Genomic DNA, 15,458 nt, shown 5'->3' with positions numbered 1-15,458 from the left:
GGGTCAGGGGTCGCGGGGCAGCCCGAGCGCGCGCTCGGCGACGATGTTGAGCTGCACCTCCGTGGTGCCGCCGCCGATGGTGAACGCCCTGGTGGTGAGGATCATCCTGGCCCAGTGCGGATCGGCGGGCGCCAGCGACCAGCAGAACTCCGAGATCGCCTGGGCGTGCCGCATGCCCAGCAGCTTGCGCACGCTGGAGGCGGTCCCCGCGTCGGTCCCGGCCAGCTGCGAGAGCGTGACCCGCAGGCCGAGCGCCGAGATCGCCTGCCCCTCGGCCCACAGCCGTCCGGCCTGCTCGCGCCGGGCCTGCCGGAGATCGGGAAGGCGCTGGAGAAGCTTCACCATGTCGGTGTGCTGCGAGCCGGGGCCCCAGCTGTCGCCGAGCGCCACCCTTTCGTGCGACAGCGTGTCGCGCGCGACCCGCCACCCGCCGTCCACCTCGCCCACGACCAGGTCGTCGGGGACGAAGACGTCGTCGAGGAAGACCTCGTTGAAGAGCTCGTCCCCGTTGATCTCCTTCAACGGCCGCACGGTCACGCCCGGCGCGGCCATGTCGACGAGGAAGTAGGTGATCCCCTCGTGCTTGGGCCTGTCGGGGCGCGTCCTGGCCAGGCAGATGCCCCAGTGCGCGTACTGAGCGAGAGAGGTCCAGATCTTCGAACCGCTGATCGACCAGCCGCCCTCGACCCGTACGGCCCTCGTCGACAGCCCCGCCAGGTCCGAGCCGGCTCCTGGCTCGCTGAACAGCTGGCACCAGACGATCTCGCCGGTGAACGTCTTCGGCAGGAAGCGGTCCTGCTGCTCCCGCGTGCCGTACCGGACGATGGAGGGCACCGCCCACGCGGCTATGCCGAGGTTGGGCCGCCTGAGCCCGCGCAGCTCCTGGTGGATGATCACCTGCTCCAGCGGCGAGGCCCCTCGGCCCCACGGCTCGGGCAGGTGGGGCATGATCCAGCCCTCGCGGGCGAACCTGCCCAGCCTGGCAGGCGGCTCCTCCTCGGCGAGCGCCACCACCTCTGCCCTGATCCGCTCCCTGATGGGGGCGGCCTCCTGAGGGAGGTCGGGCTCCATGCTCCTGCGCACGCCGCCGACGGCGAGCCCCGCCACCTCCTCCGCCCAGCCGCCCGGCTCTCCTGCCAGCATCCGCAGGGACAGGGCGCGCCGGTAGTAGCGGTGGGCGTCGTGCTCGAAGGTGTAGCCGATGCCGCCCAGCACCTGGATGGCGTCGGCGGCGCACCGCACCGCCGCGTCGGGCCCGAGCACCGCGGCCACCCCCGCCGCCAGCCGCGCCTCCTCGGGGACGGGCCCTCCGCCCGAAGAGTCGAGGGCGCGGGCGGCGTCCCACACGGCGGCCCTCGCCTGTTCGAGCGCGACCAGCGCCGCCGCCACCCGGTGCTTGACCCCCTGGAACTGCCCGATCGGGCGTCCGAACTGCTCGCGGACCTTCGCGTGGGCCGCGGCCGTCGCCACCGCCCACTCGGCCACTCCGCACGCCTCGGCGCCGAGCAGCACCGCCGCCAGCTCGCGCACCGGCGCGGCGCCCAGGAGGCGCTCCTCGGGCACCTTCAGCGCCCTGACGCGCACCGGCGGGCGTGACAGGTCCATGCCCTCCAGCGGCTCCACCTCGACATCGGAGCTGTCGAGCACCGCCCACGCGTCCCGCACGGGCAGCAGGAAGAGGCTGGCGTCGGGCGAGCCGAGCCCGTGCCCCTCCAGGACGGCGGCCGCCGTGGTCGTGCCGTCGGCCAGGCCAGGCAGCAGGGACAGGCACCTGCCCGACCTCGCCAGCACCGCCGAGACCAGCACGGTGGGCAGGCAGGGCCCTCCGACGAGCCCCTCGCCCAGCGCCTCCAGCGCCACCGCGAGCTCGACCAGCCCGTAGCCCTGCCCGCCCGCCTCCTCGGGCAGATGCAGCCCCAGGAGTCCGTGTGCGGCCAGAGCCTCATGCCCGGGCGACCGTGAGAGCAGCCCCCTGACCGAGCTCGCCAGGGCCAGGTGTTCCTCTGTCAGTGCGATGCCCATGCGCCCGAATCTAGAACCTTATTCGGTCGGTGGCCAGGGGCGATCACAGGTTGATGATCGCGGCCTTCTCCCTGGTGTACTCCAGCACCGCGTCGTGCCCGTAGCCGCTGTCCTTCACGCCGCCGAACGGCAGGCCCGGCGGCATCTGGCGGAAGGTGTTCACCCACACCGTGCCGCACTCGAGGTCGCGCACGAACCGGTGGGCGCGTCCCAGGTCGCGCGTCCACACCCCGGCTGCCAGCCCGTAGTCCGAGTCGTTGGCCAGGGCGAGGGCCTCCTCGTCGCTCTCGAACGGCAGCGCCACCGCCACAGGTCCGAAGATCTCCTCCTGGCAGATCCGCAGCGTGTTGTCGGTGACGGTGTAGAGGGTCGGCGCTACCCAGTAGCCGCCGGGCAGGCCGGGCACCACCTCGGCGCCGGTCCTGCCGCCGAAGACGAGCCGCGCGCCCTCCTTCTCGGCGATCTCCAGGTAGGAGGCGACGCGCTCGTACTGCCCTGCCGACACGATCGGGCCCATGGTGGTGGCCAGGTCGAGAGGGTCGCCGAGGACCAGCCCGGCCGCCGCGGCGGAGATCCGCTCCAGCATCTCCTCCCAGATCGAGCGGTGGATGAGGATGCGCGACCCCGCCACGCACACCTGGCCCGCGTTGCCGGTGTAGATGGAGTTGACCGTCACCCCCTGGGTGGCGGCGTCGAGATCGGCGTCGGGGAAGACGATGTTCGGCGACTTGCCGCCCAGCTCGAAGGTGAGCGGCTTGATCCCGGCGGCCTGGGTGATGGCCACGCCGGTCTGGGTCGAGCCGGTCAGGCTGATCTTGTTGACGCCGCGGTGCCGTACCAGCGCCTCTCCGACGTCCTCGCCCATGCCGGAGACGAGGTTGAGCACGCCAGGCGGCAGCACGTCGGCCAGCAGTTCGCCCAGGCGCAGCACCGAGGCGCTGGCCTGCTCGGCCGGTTTGACGATCACCGTGTTGCCGGCGGCCAGCGCGAAGGCGGCCTTGGCGGAGAAGGTGGAGATCGGGGAGTTCCACGGGATGACGGCCAGCGCCACACCGTACGGCTCCCGCCTGGTCAGCCCCAGGCTGTCGGGGCCGAGGATGACGGTGTCGCCCCTGACGGCGTCGAGCACCTGGCCGGCGGCCAGCTCCCACAGGAACCTCATGCCGGGCAGGTCACGTTTGAGTGTGTCGCGAAGGATGCGGCCGTTGTCGCGGGTCTCGATCGTCGCCAGCTCCTCGGTGTGCTCGGCGAAGACCGCCGCCACCTGGCGCAGGAAGTGCGCCCTGCCGAGGGCGGGCATCGCCGACCACGCGGGCAGCGCGGCGCGGGCGGCCGCCACGGCGGCCTCGGCGTCGGCCCTGCCACTGGCGGGGACGCGCGCCCAGACCTCGCCGGTGGCGGGGTTGACCGAGTCGAGGGTGCGGCCGTCGGCCGAGGGAACGAGCCTGCCGCCGATCAGGTTGCGATACTCCATCACGCAACCAAGCATATGCTTGCTTGACTGGCGGCGGCTAGCGGCGCGTCGAGCTCAGCGTGAAAGCGATGTTGACCAGTGCGACGCCGCCCCACACCGCCAGATAGGCCAGCATGTCCGACTCGCCGAGGGTGAGGGCGACGGTCGCGATCGTGCCCATCACGAGGGAGACGATCGCCAGCGCCAGCCGCATCCCCGCGGCGTTCTGCTGCTGCTGGAGCTGGCGCCGCACGTGGCCGGAGTCGGCCGCCATGCGCTCGTCGACGCGCCTGTCGACCTCCTTGCCCATCTTGTCGAGGAAGGACTCGACGATGGAGTCCTCGAAGTCGGGGCCGAGGTCGCGGCGTGCCGCGACGGCCGCGCGCAGCTCATCGCCCGTTGATGACGTCATAGATCGAGATATAACGCATCTTGTGGTCAGCGGGCAAGAATGTCATCGAGGTTGTACGAAATCGGCTTCTCGAGTTGCTCATACGTGCAGGATTCGGGCGTCCGGTCCGGCCGCCAGCGGCGGAACTGCGCGGTGTGCCGGAACCTGTCGCCCTCCATGCTGTCGTAGGCCACCTCGATCACCAGCTCGGGCCTGAGCGGGATGAACGACAGGTCCTTCTTGGCGTTCCATCGTGAGACGGCGCCCGGCATGCGCTGCCCGCCGCTCGACGGGGTGGCCGCCGGCTGACCCACCCGCAGCAGGGCCTGGTCGGCCCACTCGCCCCACGGGTGCTCGCCCAGCTTGGCGAGATAGGGCGTGAGCTCCTCCACCAGCTCGGCCCTTCGCGCCATCGGGAAGGAGGCCGCCACGCCCACGTGGTGCAGCCTGCCGTCGGGGCCGTAGAGCCCCAGAAGCAGCGACCCCACGATCGGCCCGCTCTTGTGCTCGCGGTATCCCGCGATCACCACGTCGGCCGTGCGCTCGTGCTTGACCTTGAACATGGCCCTCTTGTCGGGCAGGTACGGCTGGTCGCCCGGCTTGACGATGATGCCGTCGAGCCCCGCCCCCTCGAACATCTCGAACCACTCCGAGGCCCGCTCGTCGTCGGTGGTCACGGGGGTGAGCCTGATCGACCCGCCCGCCTCGGGGAAGATCGACTCCAGCCGGGCGCGGCGCTCGGCGAAGGGGGTCTCCATCAGCGACTGCGTGCCCAAGGCGAGCAGGTCGAAGGCGACGAACGAGGCGGGCGTCTGCTCGGAGAGCATCTTCACCCGCGAGGCGGCCGGGTGGATGCGCTGCTGCAGCGCCTCGAAGTCGAGCTCCTGCCCCTTGCGCAGCACGATCTCGCCGTCGACCACGCACTTGTCGGGCAGCTCGGCCCTGACCGCCTCGACCAGCTCGGGGAAGTAGCGGGTGAAGGGCCGCTCGTTGCGGCTGCCCAGGAAGACCTCGTCGCCGTCACGGAAGATGACGCAGCGGAAGCCGTCCCACTTGGGCTCGTAGAACAGCGTGCCGTTCTGCTTGGGCATGCCCTTGACCGCCTTGGCCAGCATCGGCGCGACCGGCGGCAGCACGGGCAGATCGAGGTGGAGTTCGAGTTCGTCGTCCATGGCCTACTCCCTGATGTATCGGCAGAAGAGGACGCCCTCCTCCTCCAGCACCTGCGCGAGACGCAGGTCGGTCTGGCCCGCCTCGCCGTTCAGGATGCGCGCGGCGCCGCCCGCGATCAGCATCGGGCTGACCGACAGGCACAGCTCGTCGATGAGGCCCGCGGCCGCGAGCTGCCCGTTGAGCCTGGGCCCGCCCTCGCACAGGATCCTCGTGAGCCCGCGCTCGTGCAGCGCGGCGGCGGCCAGGTCGAGCTCGACCCTGTCGTCGCCCGCGACGATCACCTCGGCCCGATCGGCCGCCTCGGTGCGGCGGTCCTTGGGCGCGGCCTCGCAGGTGATCACGATGGTCCTGGCGTCGGGCGCGGCCTCGGTGAACAGGGGGCTGCCCAGATCGAGGTCGAGCCTGCGGGTCACCACCGCGACGGGCGGTGCGGCGGGCCTGCCCTCCCGCAGCGGCACCCACGACTCGCGGGGCTTGGCGGGGCCGTAGCCCTCGGTCCTGACGGTCGCCGCTCCGGCGAGGACGACGTCGGACAGCCCGCGAAGGACTCCGAAGATGCGCCTGTCGCCCTTGCTGGACAGGCCGCCGGACAGGCCCTTGATCCACGCGCCGCCGTCGGCGCTCGCGACCATGTTGACGCGCAGCCACGGCCGGTCGGCGGGGTAGGCGTAGGCCTGGGGGATGTCTGGATCGTCTGTTATGTCGGGATGGATGCGACGCACCCCTCTACCTTGGCACACGGCCCCGACAACCGGGGCGAGGGGCGTTATTAGCAGTTTGGTGTATCAGAGGACGTACATAGCTGTTTGTGCATAACGTGGCGGCAGGGATCGGGGAATCTGGGAGGCCCTGTGGGTCTGGTCACGGTTGCGGCCTGGGTGATCAATGCTCTGATCGGCGTCTATCTGCTCTACCTCTGGCTGTCGGGCGGTGGGCTGCGGCAGCAGGCGACCAAGGTGACGCGCTTCCCGACCACCTTGATCTTCTCCCACCCCGCGCTGGCCGTCACGGCGCTGGCGTTCTGGGTGGCCTACCTGCTGACCGGCCAGCGCCTGCTGGCCTGGCTGGCCTTCGCCGTGCTTTCGGTGGCCGCGCTGCTGGGCTTCACCATGTTCACCCGATGGCTGGGCGGCGGACGGCATGCCAGGGGCGCCGAGCAGCGCTTCCCCGTGCTGGCCGTGGTGGCCCACGGCCTGGTGGGCCTGACGACCTTCGTCCTGGTGCTGGTGGCCGCCTCCTCGATCGGCTAGCCGCGGCCCTGGTCCGGCGAGCTAGACGACCCGCCGCGGGTGGCGCAGGACCTGGATGCTCCTGGAGGTGACCTCCACCTGCGTGCCGGGCGCGAGCTGCTCGTCGGGATAGGGGTCCTCGCGGGGCGTGTCGTCGTTGGTGTCGAGCACGACCACCCACGAGGCGGCGAACTCCGCGCCGGGCAGCGTGAACGTCATGTCCTCGTGGTGGGCGTTGATCAGCAGCAGGAAGGAATCGTCCACGATCCGCTCGCCGCGAGGGCCAGGCTCGGTGATCGCCTCGCCGTTGAGGTAGACCCCCATGGACTTGGCGTAGCCGGTGTGCCAGTCGCCCGCGCTCATCTCGGCGCCCGCGGGGGTCAGCCAGACCAGGTCGCGCCTGTTGTCCTCATGGGTGCGCCCCGCGAAGAAGCGGCGGCGCTGGAAGACCGGGTGCTCGCGGCGCAGCCTCGACAGCGCGCGGACGAAGTCGAGCAGCCCGTTCTCGGTGCGGGCCAGCGACCAGTCGACCCAGGAGATGTCGTTGTCCTGGCAGTAGGCGTTGTTGTTGCCGCGCTGCGTGCGGCCGAGCTCGTCGCCGTGCGAGATCATCGGCACGCCCTGCGACAGGAACAGCGTGGTCAGGAAGTTGCGGCGCTGGCGGTGGCGCAACCTGACGATCTCGGGATCCTCGACCGGGCCCTCGGCGCCGCAGTTCCACGAGCGGTTGTCGTCGGTGCCGTCGCGGTTCTCCTCGCCGTTCTCCTCGTTGTGCTTGCGGTTGTAGGAGACCAGGTCGTTGAGGGTGAAGCCGTCGTGGCATGTGACGAAGTTGATGGAGGCGACCGGGCGGCGTCCGGAGGAGGCGTAGAGGTCGGCGGAGCCGGCCAGCCTGGAGGCGAACTCGGGCAGCGCCGAGCCGGTGCCGCGCCAGAAGTCGCGCACCGAGTCGCGGTACTTGCCGTTCCACTCCGTCCACAGGGGAGGGAAGTTGCCGACCTGGTAGCCGCCAGGGCCGACGTCCCACGGCTCGGCGATGAGCTTGACCTGCGAGATCACCGGGTCCTGCTGGATGAGGTCGAAGAAGGCGCTCAGCCTGTCGACGTCGTGCAGCTCGCGGGCCAGCGCGGCGGCCAGGTCGAAGCGGAAGCCGTCGACGTGCATGTCGAGCACCCAGTAGCGCAGGGAGTCCATGATCAGTTGCAGCGCGTGCGGCGAGCGCACGTTGAGACTGTTGCCGCAGCCGGTGTAGTCGAGGTAGTAGCGCCTGTCGCCGTCGTGCAGGCGGTAGTAGGCGCTGTTGTCGATGCCGCGGAAGCCGAGGGTCGGGCCCATGTGGTCGCCCTCGGCGGTGTGGTTGTAGACCACGTCGAGGATCACCTCGATGCCCGCCTCGTGCAGCGCCCGCACCATCGCCTTGAACTCCAGCACCTGCTCGCCGCGCTGCCCCGCGCTGGAGTAGGCGCCGTGCGGGGCCAGGTAGGCCATCGTGTTGTAGCCCCAGTAGTTGGTCAGCCCTCGGGCGACCAGGAAGTGCTCAGGGACGAAGTGGTGCACCGGCATCAGCTCGACCGCGGTGACCCCGAGCGAGAGCAGGTGGTCGATGACCGCGGGATGCCCGATGCCCGCGTAGGTGCCGCGCTGCTCCTCGGGGACAGAGGGGTGGCGCATGGTGAGCCCGCGTACGTGCGCCTCGTAGATGACCGTCTGGTGGTACGGCGTGCGCGGCGACCTGTCGTTGCCCCACTCGAAGAACGGGTTGATGACCACGTTCTTCGGCATGTACGGCGCGCTGTCGACGGTGTTGATCTTCGCAGGGTCGGTGAAGTGGTAGGGGAAGACCGCCTCGTTCCAGCGCAGCTCACCCTCTATCGCCTTGGCGTAGGGATCGAGCAGCAGCTTGGCGGGGTTGCTTCGGTAGCCCCGTGAGGGATCGTAGGGGCCGTGGACGCGGTAGCCGTACCGCTGGCCAGGGGCGATCCCCGGTAGGTAGCCATGCCATACGAAGCCGTCGACCTCGGGAAGGTCGAGGCGTTCCTCAGAGCCGTCATCGTGAAACAGGCACAGCTCGATCCGCTCGGCGACCTCGGAGAACACCGCGAAGCTGGTGCCGACTCCATCCCAGGTGCCGCCGAGTGGATAAGGCTCGCCCGGCCAGACCTCTCGCATGTGGCCCAATTGTCGCACGTGTCCGCCTCTTCGTCGCCAGGACGGCTCTTGCACCTCACCTGGAGTTCCAATTCGGGTCATCTGGGCGGCCTCCCACGCGGGGCGCGGGAGGCCGCGGCGCTTCAGGAGAGCAGTTCGGCGTTGAGCGTGATGGTCGTGCCGGTGAGCGCCTTGCTCACCGGGCAGTTCGCCTTCGCCGCCTCGGCCGTCTCCTGGAACTGCTCGGCCGTGATGCCGGGCACGTGGGCGCGCACGCTGAGCACGATGCCCGTGATGCCCTCGCCAGGCTGGAAGGTCACGTCGGCCTTGGTCTCCACGGTCTGCGGAGGGGTGCCGGCCTGGGCGAGGGCGTGCGAGAACGCCATCGAGAAGCAGGAGGAGTGCGCCGCCGCGATGAGCTCCTCAGGGGAGGTCTTGCCGTTCGCGGCCTCGGCGCGCGAGGGCCAGGAGACGTCGAAGGTGCCGACCTTCGAGGTGTCGAGCGAAACGGTGCCCGAACCGTCGAGCAGCGCGCCCTTCCACTGGGTCGTCGCGGTACGAGTGGTCGCCATGGCGATGTCCTTTCGCTGGAAAATCCCAACATATCCCGGTAACCGTGCGTAACCTGCCACGCCAGGGGGCGTGTCATCGCGCGGGCTCGCCCGTCCGTCAGGCGCAGCCGCGCGACGAGGTCCGCAGGCAGGCCCAGCCCGCCCTGCCCACCGGCGCGGCCTCGCCTGGAGGCCTCGTGTCGCGGCTGCCGGTGTCGGAGGGGAAGATCTTGACCGTCGCCCCGGTCCTCTCGCGTCGCAGCAGCAGCTGGCCCCGGTGGTTGTTGTGCGCCGAGCCGAACGAGCCGACCCGCAGGTCGGTCCACCTGTCGGCGGCGCTCAGCACCCACTGCGTGCCCAGGTAGCCCGCCTTCTGCCAGAAGCAGGCCACGCCCGAGTCGCAGTCGCCGAGGCCGTCGAAGCGCGCGCAGGTCTCGGGGAAGACGTGGACCGACAGCGCCCCGCCGTCGTAGGAGACGGTGTTGCCGTCGACCCGCCTGCCTCCTGGATGCCGCCGCAGCTGGGCGTCGAGCGCCCTGGCGGCGTCGGCCGCGCACGCGTCACGGCGCGGCGCGGCCGCCTGGGCGGCCGGGCCCGGCAGGACGGCGACGAGCAACGCCGAAGCGACAGCGAGTCTGGTCTTCACACACGCTCCTTGCGGGTGGCCAAGCCGGAGGTGACCACGGAACGTTAGCGCGACCTGACACTCCGTGTGAACCGAACGGCCTCACGGCGTGGCTCGTCAGCCGCCTTCCCCTGCGCCGTCAGGAGCCCAGCGTCGTCCTGGCCTCCTCGGCCACGTCGCGGGCGTAGTCGTCGTCGCTTTCGGCCAGCACCCGCTCGATGCCCTGCCTGGCCCGCTCGTCCTTGCGCAGCGCGAGCCCGCGGGCGGCCTCGGCCACGGTGTGCAGATCGGTGTCCGTCAGCCGCGCGGCCAGGGCCTCGCGGATGCCGGGAGTGTCGGCGTCGAGGTTGGCGAGACCGGTGGTGGCCCAGTCGCGGACCTCCTCGTCGGAGTCGCCCGTCATGTCGATCAGCAGCGCCAGCCCCTCGGCGTGGTCGTTCGGCAGCACGTCGGCCAGGGCGATGGCGTCGGTCATCGTCCGCTTGTGGCCGGGCCTGCCGATGATGTCGAGCACCTGCGGCAGCGCCCTGTGGTCGCCCTGGTGGCCGAGCGCGGACAGCACCGAGCGCAGCACCTGCGGGTTGCCCTCCGTGGTGGCCATCTTCTGCAGCAGCGGCAGGGTGCGCTCGCGATAGGGCTTCTCGCCGTCCTCGGTCACGCCGAACTGGGCGATCGCGTCGACGCCGAACTCGCGCTCGCGGGCGTCCTCGCTGACACACAGCCTGGACAGCGCCTCGTAGGTCGCCTCGTCGCCGCGCCGCGCGAGGTTGTCGGCGACGATCCACCAGGTCTCGGCGTCCTCGTCGGTGTCGCGGTGCGCCAGCGCCCGCGCGACCAGCTGCTCCACCGGGGTCTCGACGCCCTCGGCCTCCTCCAGCACGGTCGCGATCGCGGCGTGGCCGCGCTGCGCCTGGGCCTCGACGGTGCGCTCGCCGTCGGCGGTCAGCGCCGTCACCGTCACCAGCTCGGTGCCGTCCTTGGCGTACTGCCTGGTCACGACGTACTGCCTGTCGTCGGGACCGTCGTGCTGGATCTGGTCGAGCAGCGCGCTCTCGAGATGCACGCCCACCCAGTCGGCCGCGATGTCGAGCGCGCTGTCGCCGTCGCCGTCGTACTTCCCGACGTCCGCGCCGGCCGCCAGCAGCACCTGCACCACGCCGAGCGCGCCGCGCCTGGCAGCCAGTGTCAATGGCGTGTCACCGGCGTCGTTGGCGGCGTCGACCTCGGCGCCCGCCTCGATGAGCACCTGGGCGCTCTCCGCGTGCCCGTTGGCCGCCGCCCACGCCAGCGCCTGCCAGCCGCCGGGCTCCCTGCCGTTGACGTCGGCGCCCGCGGCCAGCAGCGCGCCCACGACCGGCACGTGGTTCCACGCCGCGGCCCCGCACAGCGGGAGCCCCTCGTCCTCGCCCTCGCTGACCACGTTGGGGTCGGCGCCACCGGCCAGTAGGTCGCTCACGGTCTCCAGGTTTCCGGCCAGCGCCGCCCGGTAGAGCTGTTCCTCATGCATGTCACGGACCCTAGCGCAGCCCAGGCCCCGGACCTGGATCTCGACCTGGATCCCCACCTGGATCGCCACCTGGATCCCGGCCCGGTCGAGTGGTGCCCGCCGCCGTGGAGAGCGAGCGGTTCGGGGTTTGCCCCTCCGCAGGAACGACAAAACGCGATATGTTGCGTCTATGAGTGAACCGGGGGAACTGCGCGCCTCTGACATGGAAAGGGAGGCCGTCGTCGAGCGGCTGCGGGTCGCCTCCGTCGACGGCAGGCTCACGCTGGTCGAGCTGACGGACAGGACCGAGGCGGCCTACCTGGCCACCACGCACGCCCAGCTGGCGCTGCTCACCCAGGACCTGCCCGCCGAGGGCACGTACGCGCCCTCGCCCGTTCCTACGCCCTCCCGCAAACGGCGCTGGTTCGTGGCGATCATGGGTGACACCAAGCGGCGCGGCAAGTGGAAGGTCGAGCAGGAGCTCGGCGCGGTGGCGGTCATGGGCGACGTGGTGCTCGACCTGCGCGAGGCCGAGGTGCGCACCAACGTCATCGACGTCACCGCGGTGTCGGTGATGGGCGATGTGAAGATCATCGTGCCCGACGGCGTGGACGTGGACCTCGACGGCATGGCGATCATGGGCGACAAGAAGGTCGACGTGATGGAGGCGGCGCCCGGCATGAACGTGCCGGTGGTGCGCGTGCACGCCTACGCCGTCATGGGCGACGTCAAGGTGATCGGCGACTCCAGGGCCAAGCCGATCAAGCGCGGCTGGTCGGCGTGGCGCGAGCACCTCGGGCTGGGCGGCGAGCACCTGTGGGGTGAGCCCAGGCAGCTCGGCCGCGACTGACCGAGCCCGACTGACCGAGCCCGACTGACCGAGCCCGGCTGAGCGCGTCCGAGCGCCCCCATGGGCCCTTGCGTGCGGCCAGGCGGCCGAGACGGCGGACGGGGGCCGTGAAGGTCCCCTCAGGCCCTCAGGCGGGCACCCTGACCGGCTCGTGCCTCAGCGCGCTCGTGTAACGCTCCAGCACGACCTCCACGAGCTCGGGGGAGGGGCCGAGCACGTCGGCCACCACGTCGGCGCCGGCCGCCAGCGTGTCCCTGCGCACCTTGTCGGCGAAGAACCCGGGTGCGAGCAGGTACGGCGCGACCGCCACCCTCGGCGCTCCCGCGGCCCGCAGCGCCGCCACGGCCTCGGCGGGCGTCGGCCCAGCGGCCGAGGCGTAGGCCGGGACCACCTCCCACCATCGGCCTGCACCGCCTTGCTGGAACCCGGGAGCCGCCCAGGAGGGACGGGCCGCCCAGGCGCTCGCCAGATCGGCGATGACGGCGTTGGCCCTGGCGTCGCTCGAACCCGCCGAGACCAGCACCAGCGCGGTGTCGGGCGCGCCAGGCCGTACCCCGGCCTCGGCCAGGCGGCGCTCCAGCGCCGGCGCCAGCAGCGGGTGCGGGCCGAGCGTCGTGCCGTAACGCACCCGCAGCAGCGGGTCACGGGCGCGCGCCTCGGCGAGCGCGGCGGGCAGGTCGACGCGGCTGTGGTAGGCCTCGGTCAGCAGCAGCGGCAGCACGACCGCCTCGCGCAGGCCGTGCAGCGCCTGGGCCAGCGTGGGCGGGCCGTGGTCGAGGTAGGCCGAGCGGACCGTCAGGCCGGGCCGCGCCTGCCTGACCCGCTCGAGCAGCGCCTCCACGGTCGCGGCGGCGCGCGGGTCGCGCGACCCGTGCGCCACCGCGACCAACGGGACCGCGCCCCTGCCAAGGCGCGCCCCCTCACCCGCCGGATGCCGCCCGGCGGTGGTCGGAGGTGTGGAGATCACAGGTGCGGAGATCACAGGTGAATGCCGCATTCGGTCTTCCCCATGCCCGCCCAGCGGCCGCTGCGCGGGTCCTCGCCGTCGGCGACCTGGCGGGTGCAGGGCGCGCAGCCGATCGAGGGATAGTTGTCATAGTGCAACGGGTTGATCAGCACGCCGTTGTCGGACATGTAGTTGTCGACGTCGTCCTGGGTCCACCTGGCGATCGGGTTGACCTTGACCATCTGGCGCTTGGCGTCCCACTCCACGACCCTGGTGCCCGTGCGGGTGGGCGACTCGTCGCGGCGGATGCCGGAGATCCAGGCGAGGTACGGCTCAAGCGCCCTGTTCAGCGGCTCCACCTTGCGCAGGTAGCAGCACAGGTCGGGGTTGCGGCCGAACAGGCGGGGACCGAGGTCGCGCTCCTGTTCACCGACCGTGCGCGACGGCTGCACGTTGATCACGTTGACGTCATAGACCTGCTGGACCGCGTCACGGGTGCCGATCGTCTCGGCGAAGTGGTAGCCCGTGTCGATGAACAACACGTCCACCCCCGGCTTCACCCTGCTCACCAGGTCGATCAGCAGGGCGTCGCTCATCGAGGAGGTCAGGCACAACCGGTCGCCGAACGTCGCGGCCGCCCACCGGATGATCTCGCGGGCGGGGGCGTCCTCCAGGAACACGGCAGCGGACTCGACGATGGCCTGCAGGTCGAGCGTGCCGCGTTGCTCTCTTAACGTGACTTCGAGGTCGACGAGCGTCATATCTTCACTCCGATTCCGAGAAACTTCAGCTTGAAGGCGCGCACGCAGGACCTGCAGTACCAGCCCCCGTCGCCCTCGTAGGGCTCCAGGTCCTCGTCGCCGCAGTAGGGGCAGTGGAAGGGGACCGCTCGCTCGCTCATTTCAGGTCCGCCTCGTCTGCTCGCTGGACCCAGTCGGAGAACGACTCGCCGTCCTTCTTCTGCTCCTCGAAGTGGGTCACGACCCGCTCCACGTAGTCGGGCAGCTCGTCGGCGGTCGTCTTCAGCCCTCGGACCTTGCGGCCGAAGCCCGGGTTGACGCCGAGGGAGCCGCCCAGGTGGATCTGGAAGCCCTCGACCTGCTCGCCCTGGTCGTTGACGACGAGCTGGCCCTTCAGGCCGATGTCGGCGACCTGGATGCGGGCGCAGGAGTTGGGGCAGCCGTTGACGTTGATGGTGAGCGGCTCGGCGAAGGCCGGCAGCCGCTTCTCCAGCTCGTCGATGAGGTGGGAGGCCGTCGCCTTGGTCTCGACGATGGCGAGCTTGCAGTACTCGATGCCGGTGCAGGCCATCGTCTGACGGCGGAAGGTGGAGGGGTTGACCTGCAGGTCGATGGCCTCCAGCTCGGCCACCAGCGAGTCGACCCGGTCGGGCGCGACGTCGAGGATGACCATCTTCTGCTCGACGGTGGTGCGCACCCTCGCCGAGCCGTGGCGCTCGGCCAGGTCGGCGATCAGGTGCAGCTTGTCGCCGTCGACGCGGCCGACCCTGGGCGCGAAGCCGACGTAGAAGTTGCCGTCCTTCTGCGGGTGCACGCCGACGTGGTCGCGGCGGCTGTCGCGGGGCTGCTCGGGCGCGGGGCCGTCGGGCAGGTCCTCCTTGAGGTACTCGGTCTGGAGCACGTCGCGGAACTTCTCCACGCCCCAGTCGTTGACGAGGAACTTGATGCGGGCGCGGTGGCGCAGGCGGCGGTAGCCGTAGTCGCGGAAGATGCCGATCACGCCGCCGTAGACGTCGCCCACCTGGTCGGGGCGGACGAACACGCCGATGCGCTTGCCGAACATCGGGTTGGTGGACAGGCCGCCGCCCACCCACAGGTCGTAGCCCTTCTCACCGTGCTCGTTGACGACCGCGACGAAGGCCACGTCGTTGATCTCGTGCACCGTGCAGTGCGCGGGGCAGCCGGAGATCGCCGTCTTGAACTTGCGCGGCAGGTTGGAGTAGGCCGGGTCGCCGATGAAGCGGTCGTGCACCTCGCGGATCTGCTCGGTGGCGTCGAGCACCTCCTCGGTGTCGATGCCGGCCAGCGGGCAGCCGAGGATCACGCGCGGCGTGTCACCGCAGGCCTCGGTGGTCGACAGGCCCACGGCCTCGAGGCGCGCCCAGATGTCGGGCACCGCCTCGATCTCGATCCAGTGGTACTGGATGTTCTGCCGGTCGGTGAGGTCGGCGGTGCCCCTGCCGTACAGGTTGGAGATGTCGGCGAGCACCCGCAGCTGCTCCAGCGACAGCTGGCCGCCGTCGATGCGGACGCGGAGCATGAAGTAGCGGTCGTCGAGCTCCTCGGGCTCGAGGATGGCCGTCTTTCCGCCGTCGATGCCGGGCTTGCGCTGGGTGTAGAGGCCGTACCACCGCATGCGTCCGCGCAGGTCGGCAGGGTCGATGGAGTCGAAGCCGCGCTTGGAGTAGACGTCGATGATGCGCTGGCGGACGTTCAGCCCATCATCGTTCTTCTTGTTCTCCTCGTTCTTGTTGAGCGGCTCGCGATAGCCGAGAGCCCACTGACCTTCGCCACGCGGGCGCTTGTGATGCCGGCTGGCAGGGGTGGTCATAGCGCGTCCTTTG

15 protein-coding genes are annotated in these 15,458 nt (G+C 70.8%); 2 read left to right on the top strand and 13 right to left on the bottom strand.

All coding sequences use genetic code 11. The features are described 5' to 3' along the window. Positions 1-3 precede the first annotated feature (3 nt). The 5 genes from ABFX50_RS28830 to ABFX50_RS28810 are packed head-to-tail and all read right to left on the bottom strand — an operon-like array spanning position 4 to position 5,761. A complete protein-coding gene (locus ABFX50_RS28830; protein WP_346150565.1) occupies positions 4-2,022 on the bottom strand; it encodes an acyl-CoA dehydrogenase family protein in 2,019 nt (672 codons plus the stop codon). A 43-nt stretch (positions 2,023-2,065) separates the two neighbouring features. After that, positions 2,066-3,496, bottom strand: a complete 1,431-nt coding sequence (locus ABFX50_RS28825) for an aldehyde dehydrogenase family protein (protein ID WP_346150746.1) — start codon at positions 3,494-3,496, stop codon at positions 2,066-2,068. Between the two features lie 37 nt (positions 3,497-3,533). Further along, a complete protein-coding gene (locus ABFX50_RS28820; RefSeq protein WP_346150563.1) occupies positions 3,534-3,887 on the bottom strand; it encodes a hypothetical protein in 354 nt (117 codons plus the stop codon). A gap of 26 nt (positions 3,888-3,913) precedes the next feature. Then, positions 3,914-5,038, bottom strand: a complete 1,125-nt coding sequence (locus ABFX50_RS28815; protein ID WP_183646229.1) for an ATP-dependent DNA ligase — start codon at positions 5,036-5,038, stop codon at positions 3,914-3,916. A gap of 3 nt (positions 5,039-5,041) precedes the next feature. Further along, positions 5,042-5,761, bottom strand: coding sequence for a pyrimidine reductase family protein (locus ABFX50_RS28810; protein WP_346150561.1), 720 nt, complete (start codon positions 5,759-5,761; stop codon positions 5,042-5,044). 156 nt (positions 5,762-5,917) lie between these two features. Between ABFX50_RS28810 and ABFX50_RS28805 the strand changes: the two genes are divergently transcribed. Continuing rightward, positions 5,918-6,289, top strand: a complete 372-nt coding sequence (locus ABFX50_RS28805) for a hypothetical protein (RefSeq protein WP_346150559.1) — start codon at positions 5,918-5,920, stop codon at positions 6,287-6,289. A gap of 21 nt (positions 6,290-6,310) precedes the next feature. Here the strand turns inward: ABFX50_RS28805 and glgX are convergent, their stop codons facing one another. The 4 genes from glgX to ABFX50_RS28785 form a co-directional block, all read right to left on the bottom strand. After that, on the bottom strand, positions 6,311-8,437 hold the full coding sequence (gene glgX / locus ABFX50_RS28800; RefSeq protein ID WP_183646221.1) for a glycogen debranching protein GlgX: 2,127 nt from the start codon (positions 8,435-8,437) through the stop codon (positions 6,311-6,313). Between the two features lie 122 nt (positions 8,438-8,559). Next, on the bottom strand, positions 8,560-8,988 hold the full coding sequence (locus tag ABFX50_RS28795) for an OsmC family protein (protein WP_183646218.1): 429 nt from the start codon (positions 8,986-8,988) through the stop codon (positions 8,560-8,562). Positions 8,989-9,085: 97 nt separating this feature from the next. Further along, positions 9,086-9,613: a hypothetical protein gene (locus ABFX50_RS28790; RefSeq protein WP_346150556.1), complete on the bottom strand. Its 528-nt coding sequence runs from the start codon at positions 9,611-9,613 to the stop codon at positions 9,086-9,088. Positions 9,614-9,731: 118 nt separating this feature from the next. After that, positions 9,732-11,099, bottom strand: a complete 1,368-nt coding sequence (locus ABFX50_RS28785; protein ID WP_346150554.1) for an ankyrin repeat domain-containing protein — start codon at positions 11,097-11,099, stop codon at positions 9,732-9,734. A 169-nt stretch (positions 11,100-11,268) separates the two neighbouring features. On the opposite strand from ABFX50_RS28785, the gene ABFX50_RS28780 reads away from it, so the two are divergent. After that, positions 11,269-11,928 carry a DUF1707 SHOCT-like domain-containing protein gene (locus ABFX50_RS28780; RefSeq protein ID WP_346150552.1) on the top strand — a complete coding sequence of 220 codons (660 nt, stop codon included), beginning with the start codon at positions 11,269-11,271 and terminating at the stop codon, positions 11,926-11,928. Between the two features lie 127 nt (positions 11,929-12,055). Here ABFX50_RS28780 and ABFX50_RS28775 read toward each other — a convergent pair whose 3' ends face one another. Genes ABFX50_RS28775 through ABFX50_RS28760 form a run of 4 tightly spaced genes read right to left on the bottom strand, consistent with a single transcriptional unit; the run spans position 12,056 to position 15,445 of the window. Continuing rightward, complete coding sequence (locus ABFX50_RS28775; RefSeq protein ID WP_428834708.1) at positions 12,056-12,910, bottom strand: sirohydrochlorin chelatase; 855 nt, start codon at positions 12,908-12,910, stop codon at positions 12,056-12,058. After that, positions 12,907-13,635, bottom strand: a complete 729-nt coding sequence (locus ABFX50_RS28770; protein ID WP_183646207.1) for a phosphoadenylyl-sulfate reductase — start codon at positions 13,633-13,635, stop codon at positions 12,907-12,909. The genes ABFX50_RS28775 and ABFX50_RS28770 overlap by 4 nt, the downstream gene beginning before the upstream one ends. After that, entirely contained in the window at positions 13,632-13,775 is a 144-nt protein-coding gene (locus ABFX50_RS28765) for an Insertion element protein (RefSeq protein ID WP_183646205.1), read from the bottom strand. The genes ABFX50_RS28770 and ABFX50_RS28765 overlap by 4 nt, the downstream gene beginning before the upstream one ends. Then, entirely contained in the window at positions 13,772-15,445 is a 1,674-nt protein-coding gene (locus ABFX50_RS28760) for a nitrite/sulfite reductase (RefSeq protein ID WP_346150550.1), read from the bottom strand. Before ABFX50_RS28760 ends, ABFX50_RS28765 begins: the two co-directional genes overlap by 4 nt. Positions 15,446-15,458: the final 13 nt, after the last annotated feature.

The sequence above is a fragment of the Nonomuraea recticatena genome (assembly GCF_039533245.1).
GTDB lineage: Bacteria > Actinomycetota > Actinomycetes > Streptosporangiales > Streptosporangiaceae > Nonomuraea > Nonomuraea roseola.
This window is presented reverse-complemented; position numbering and strand designations above follow the sequence as displayed.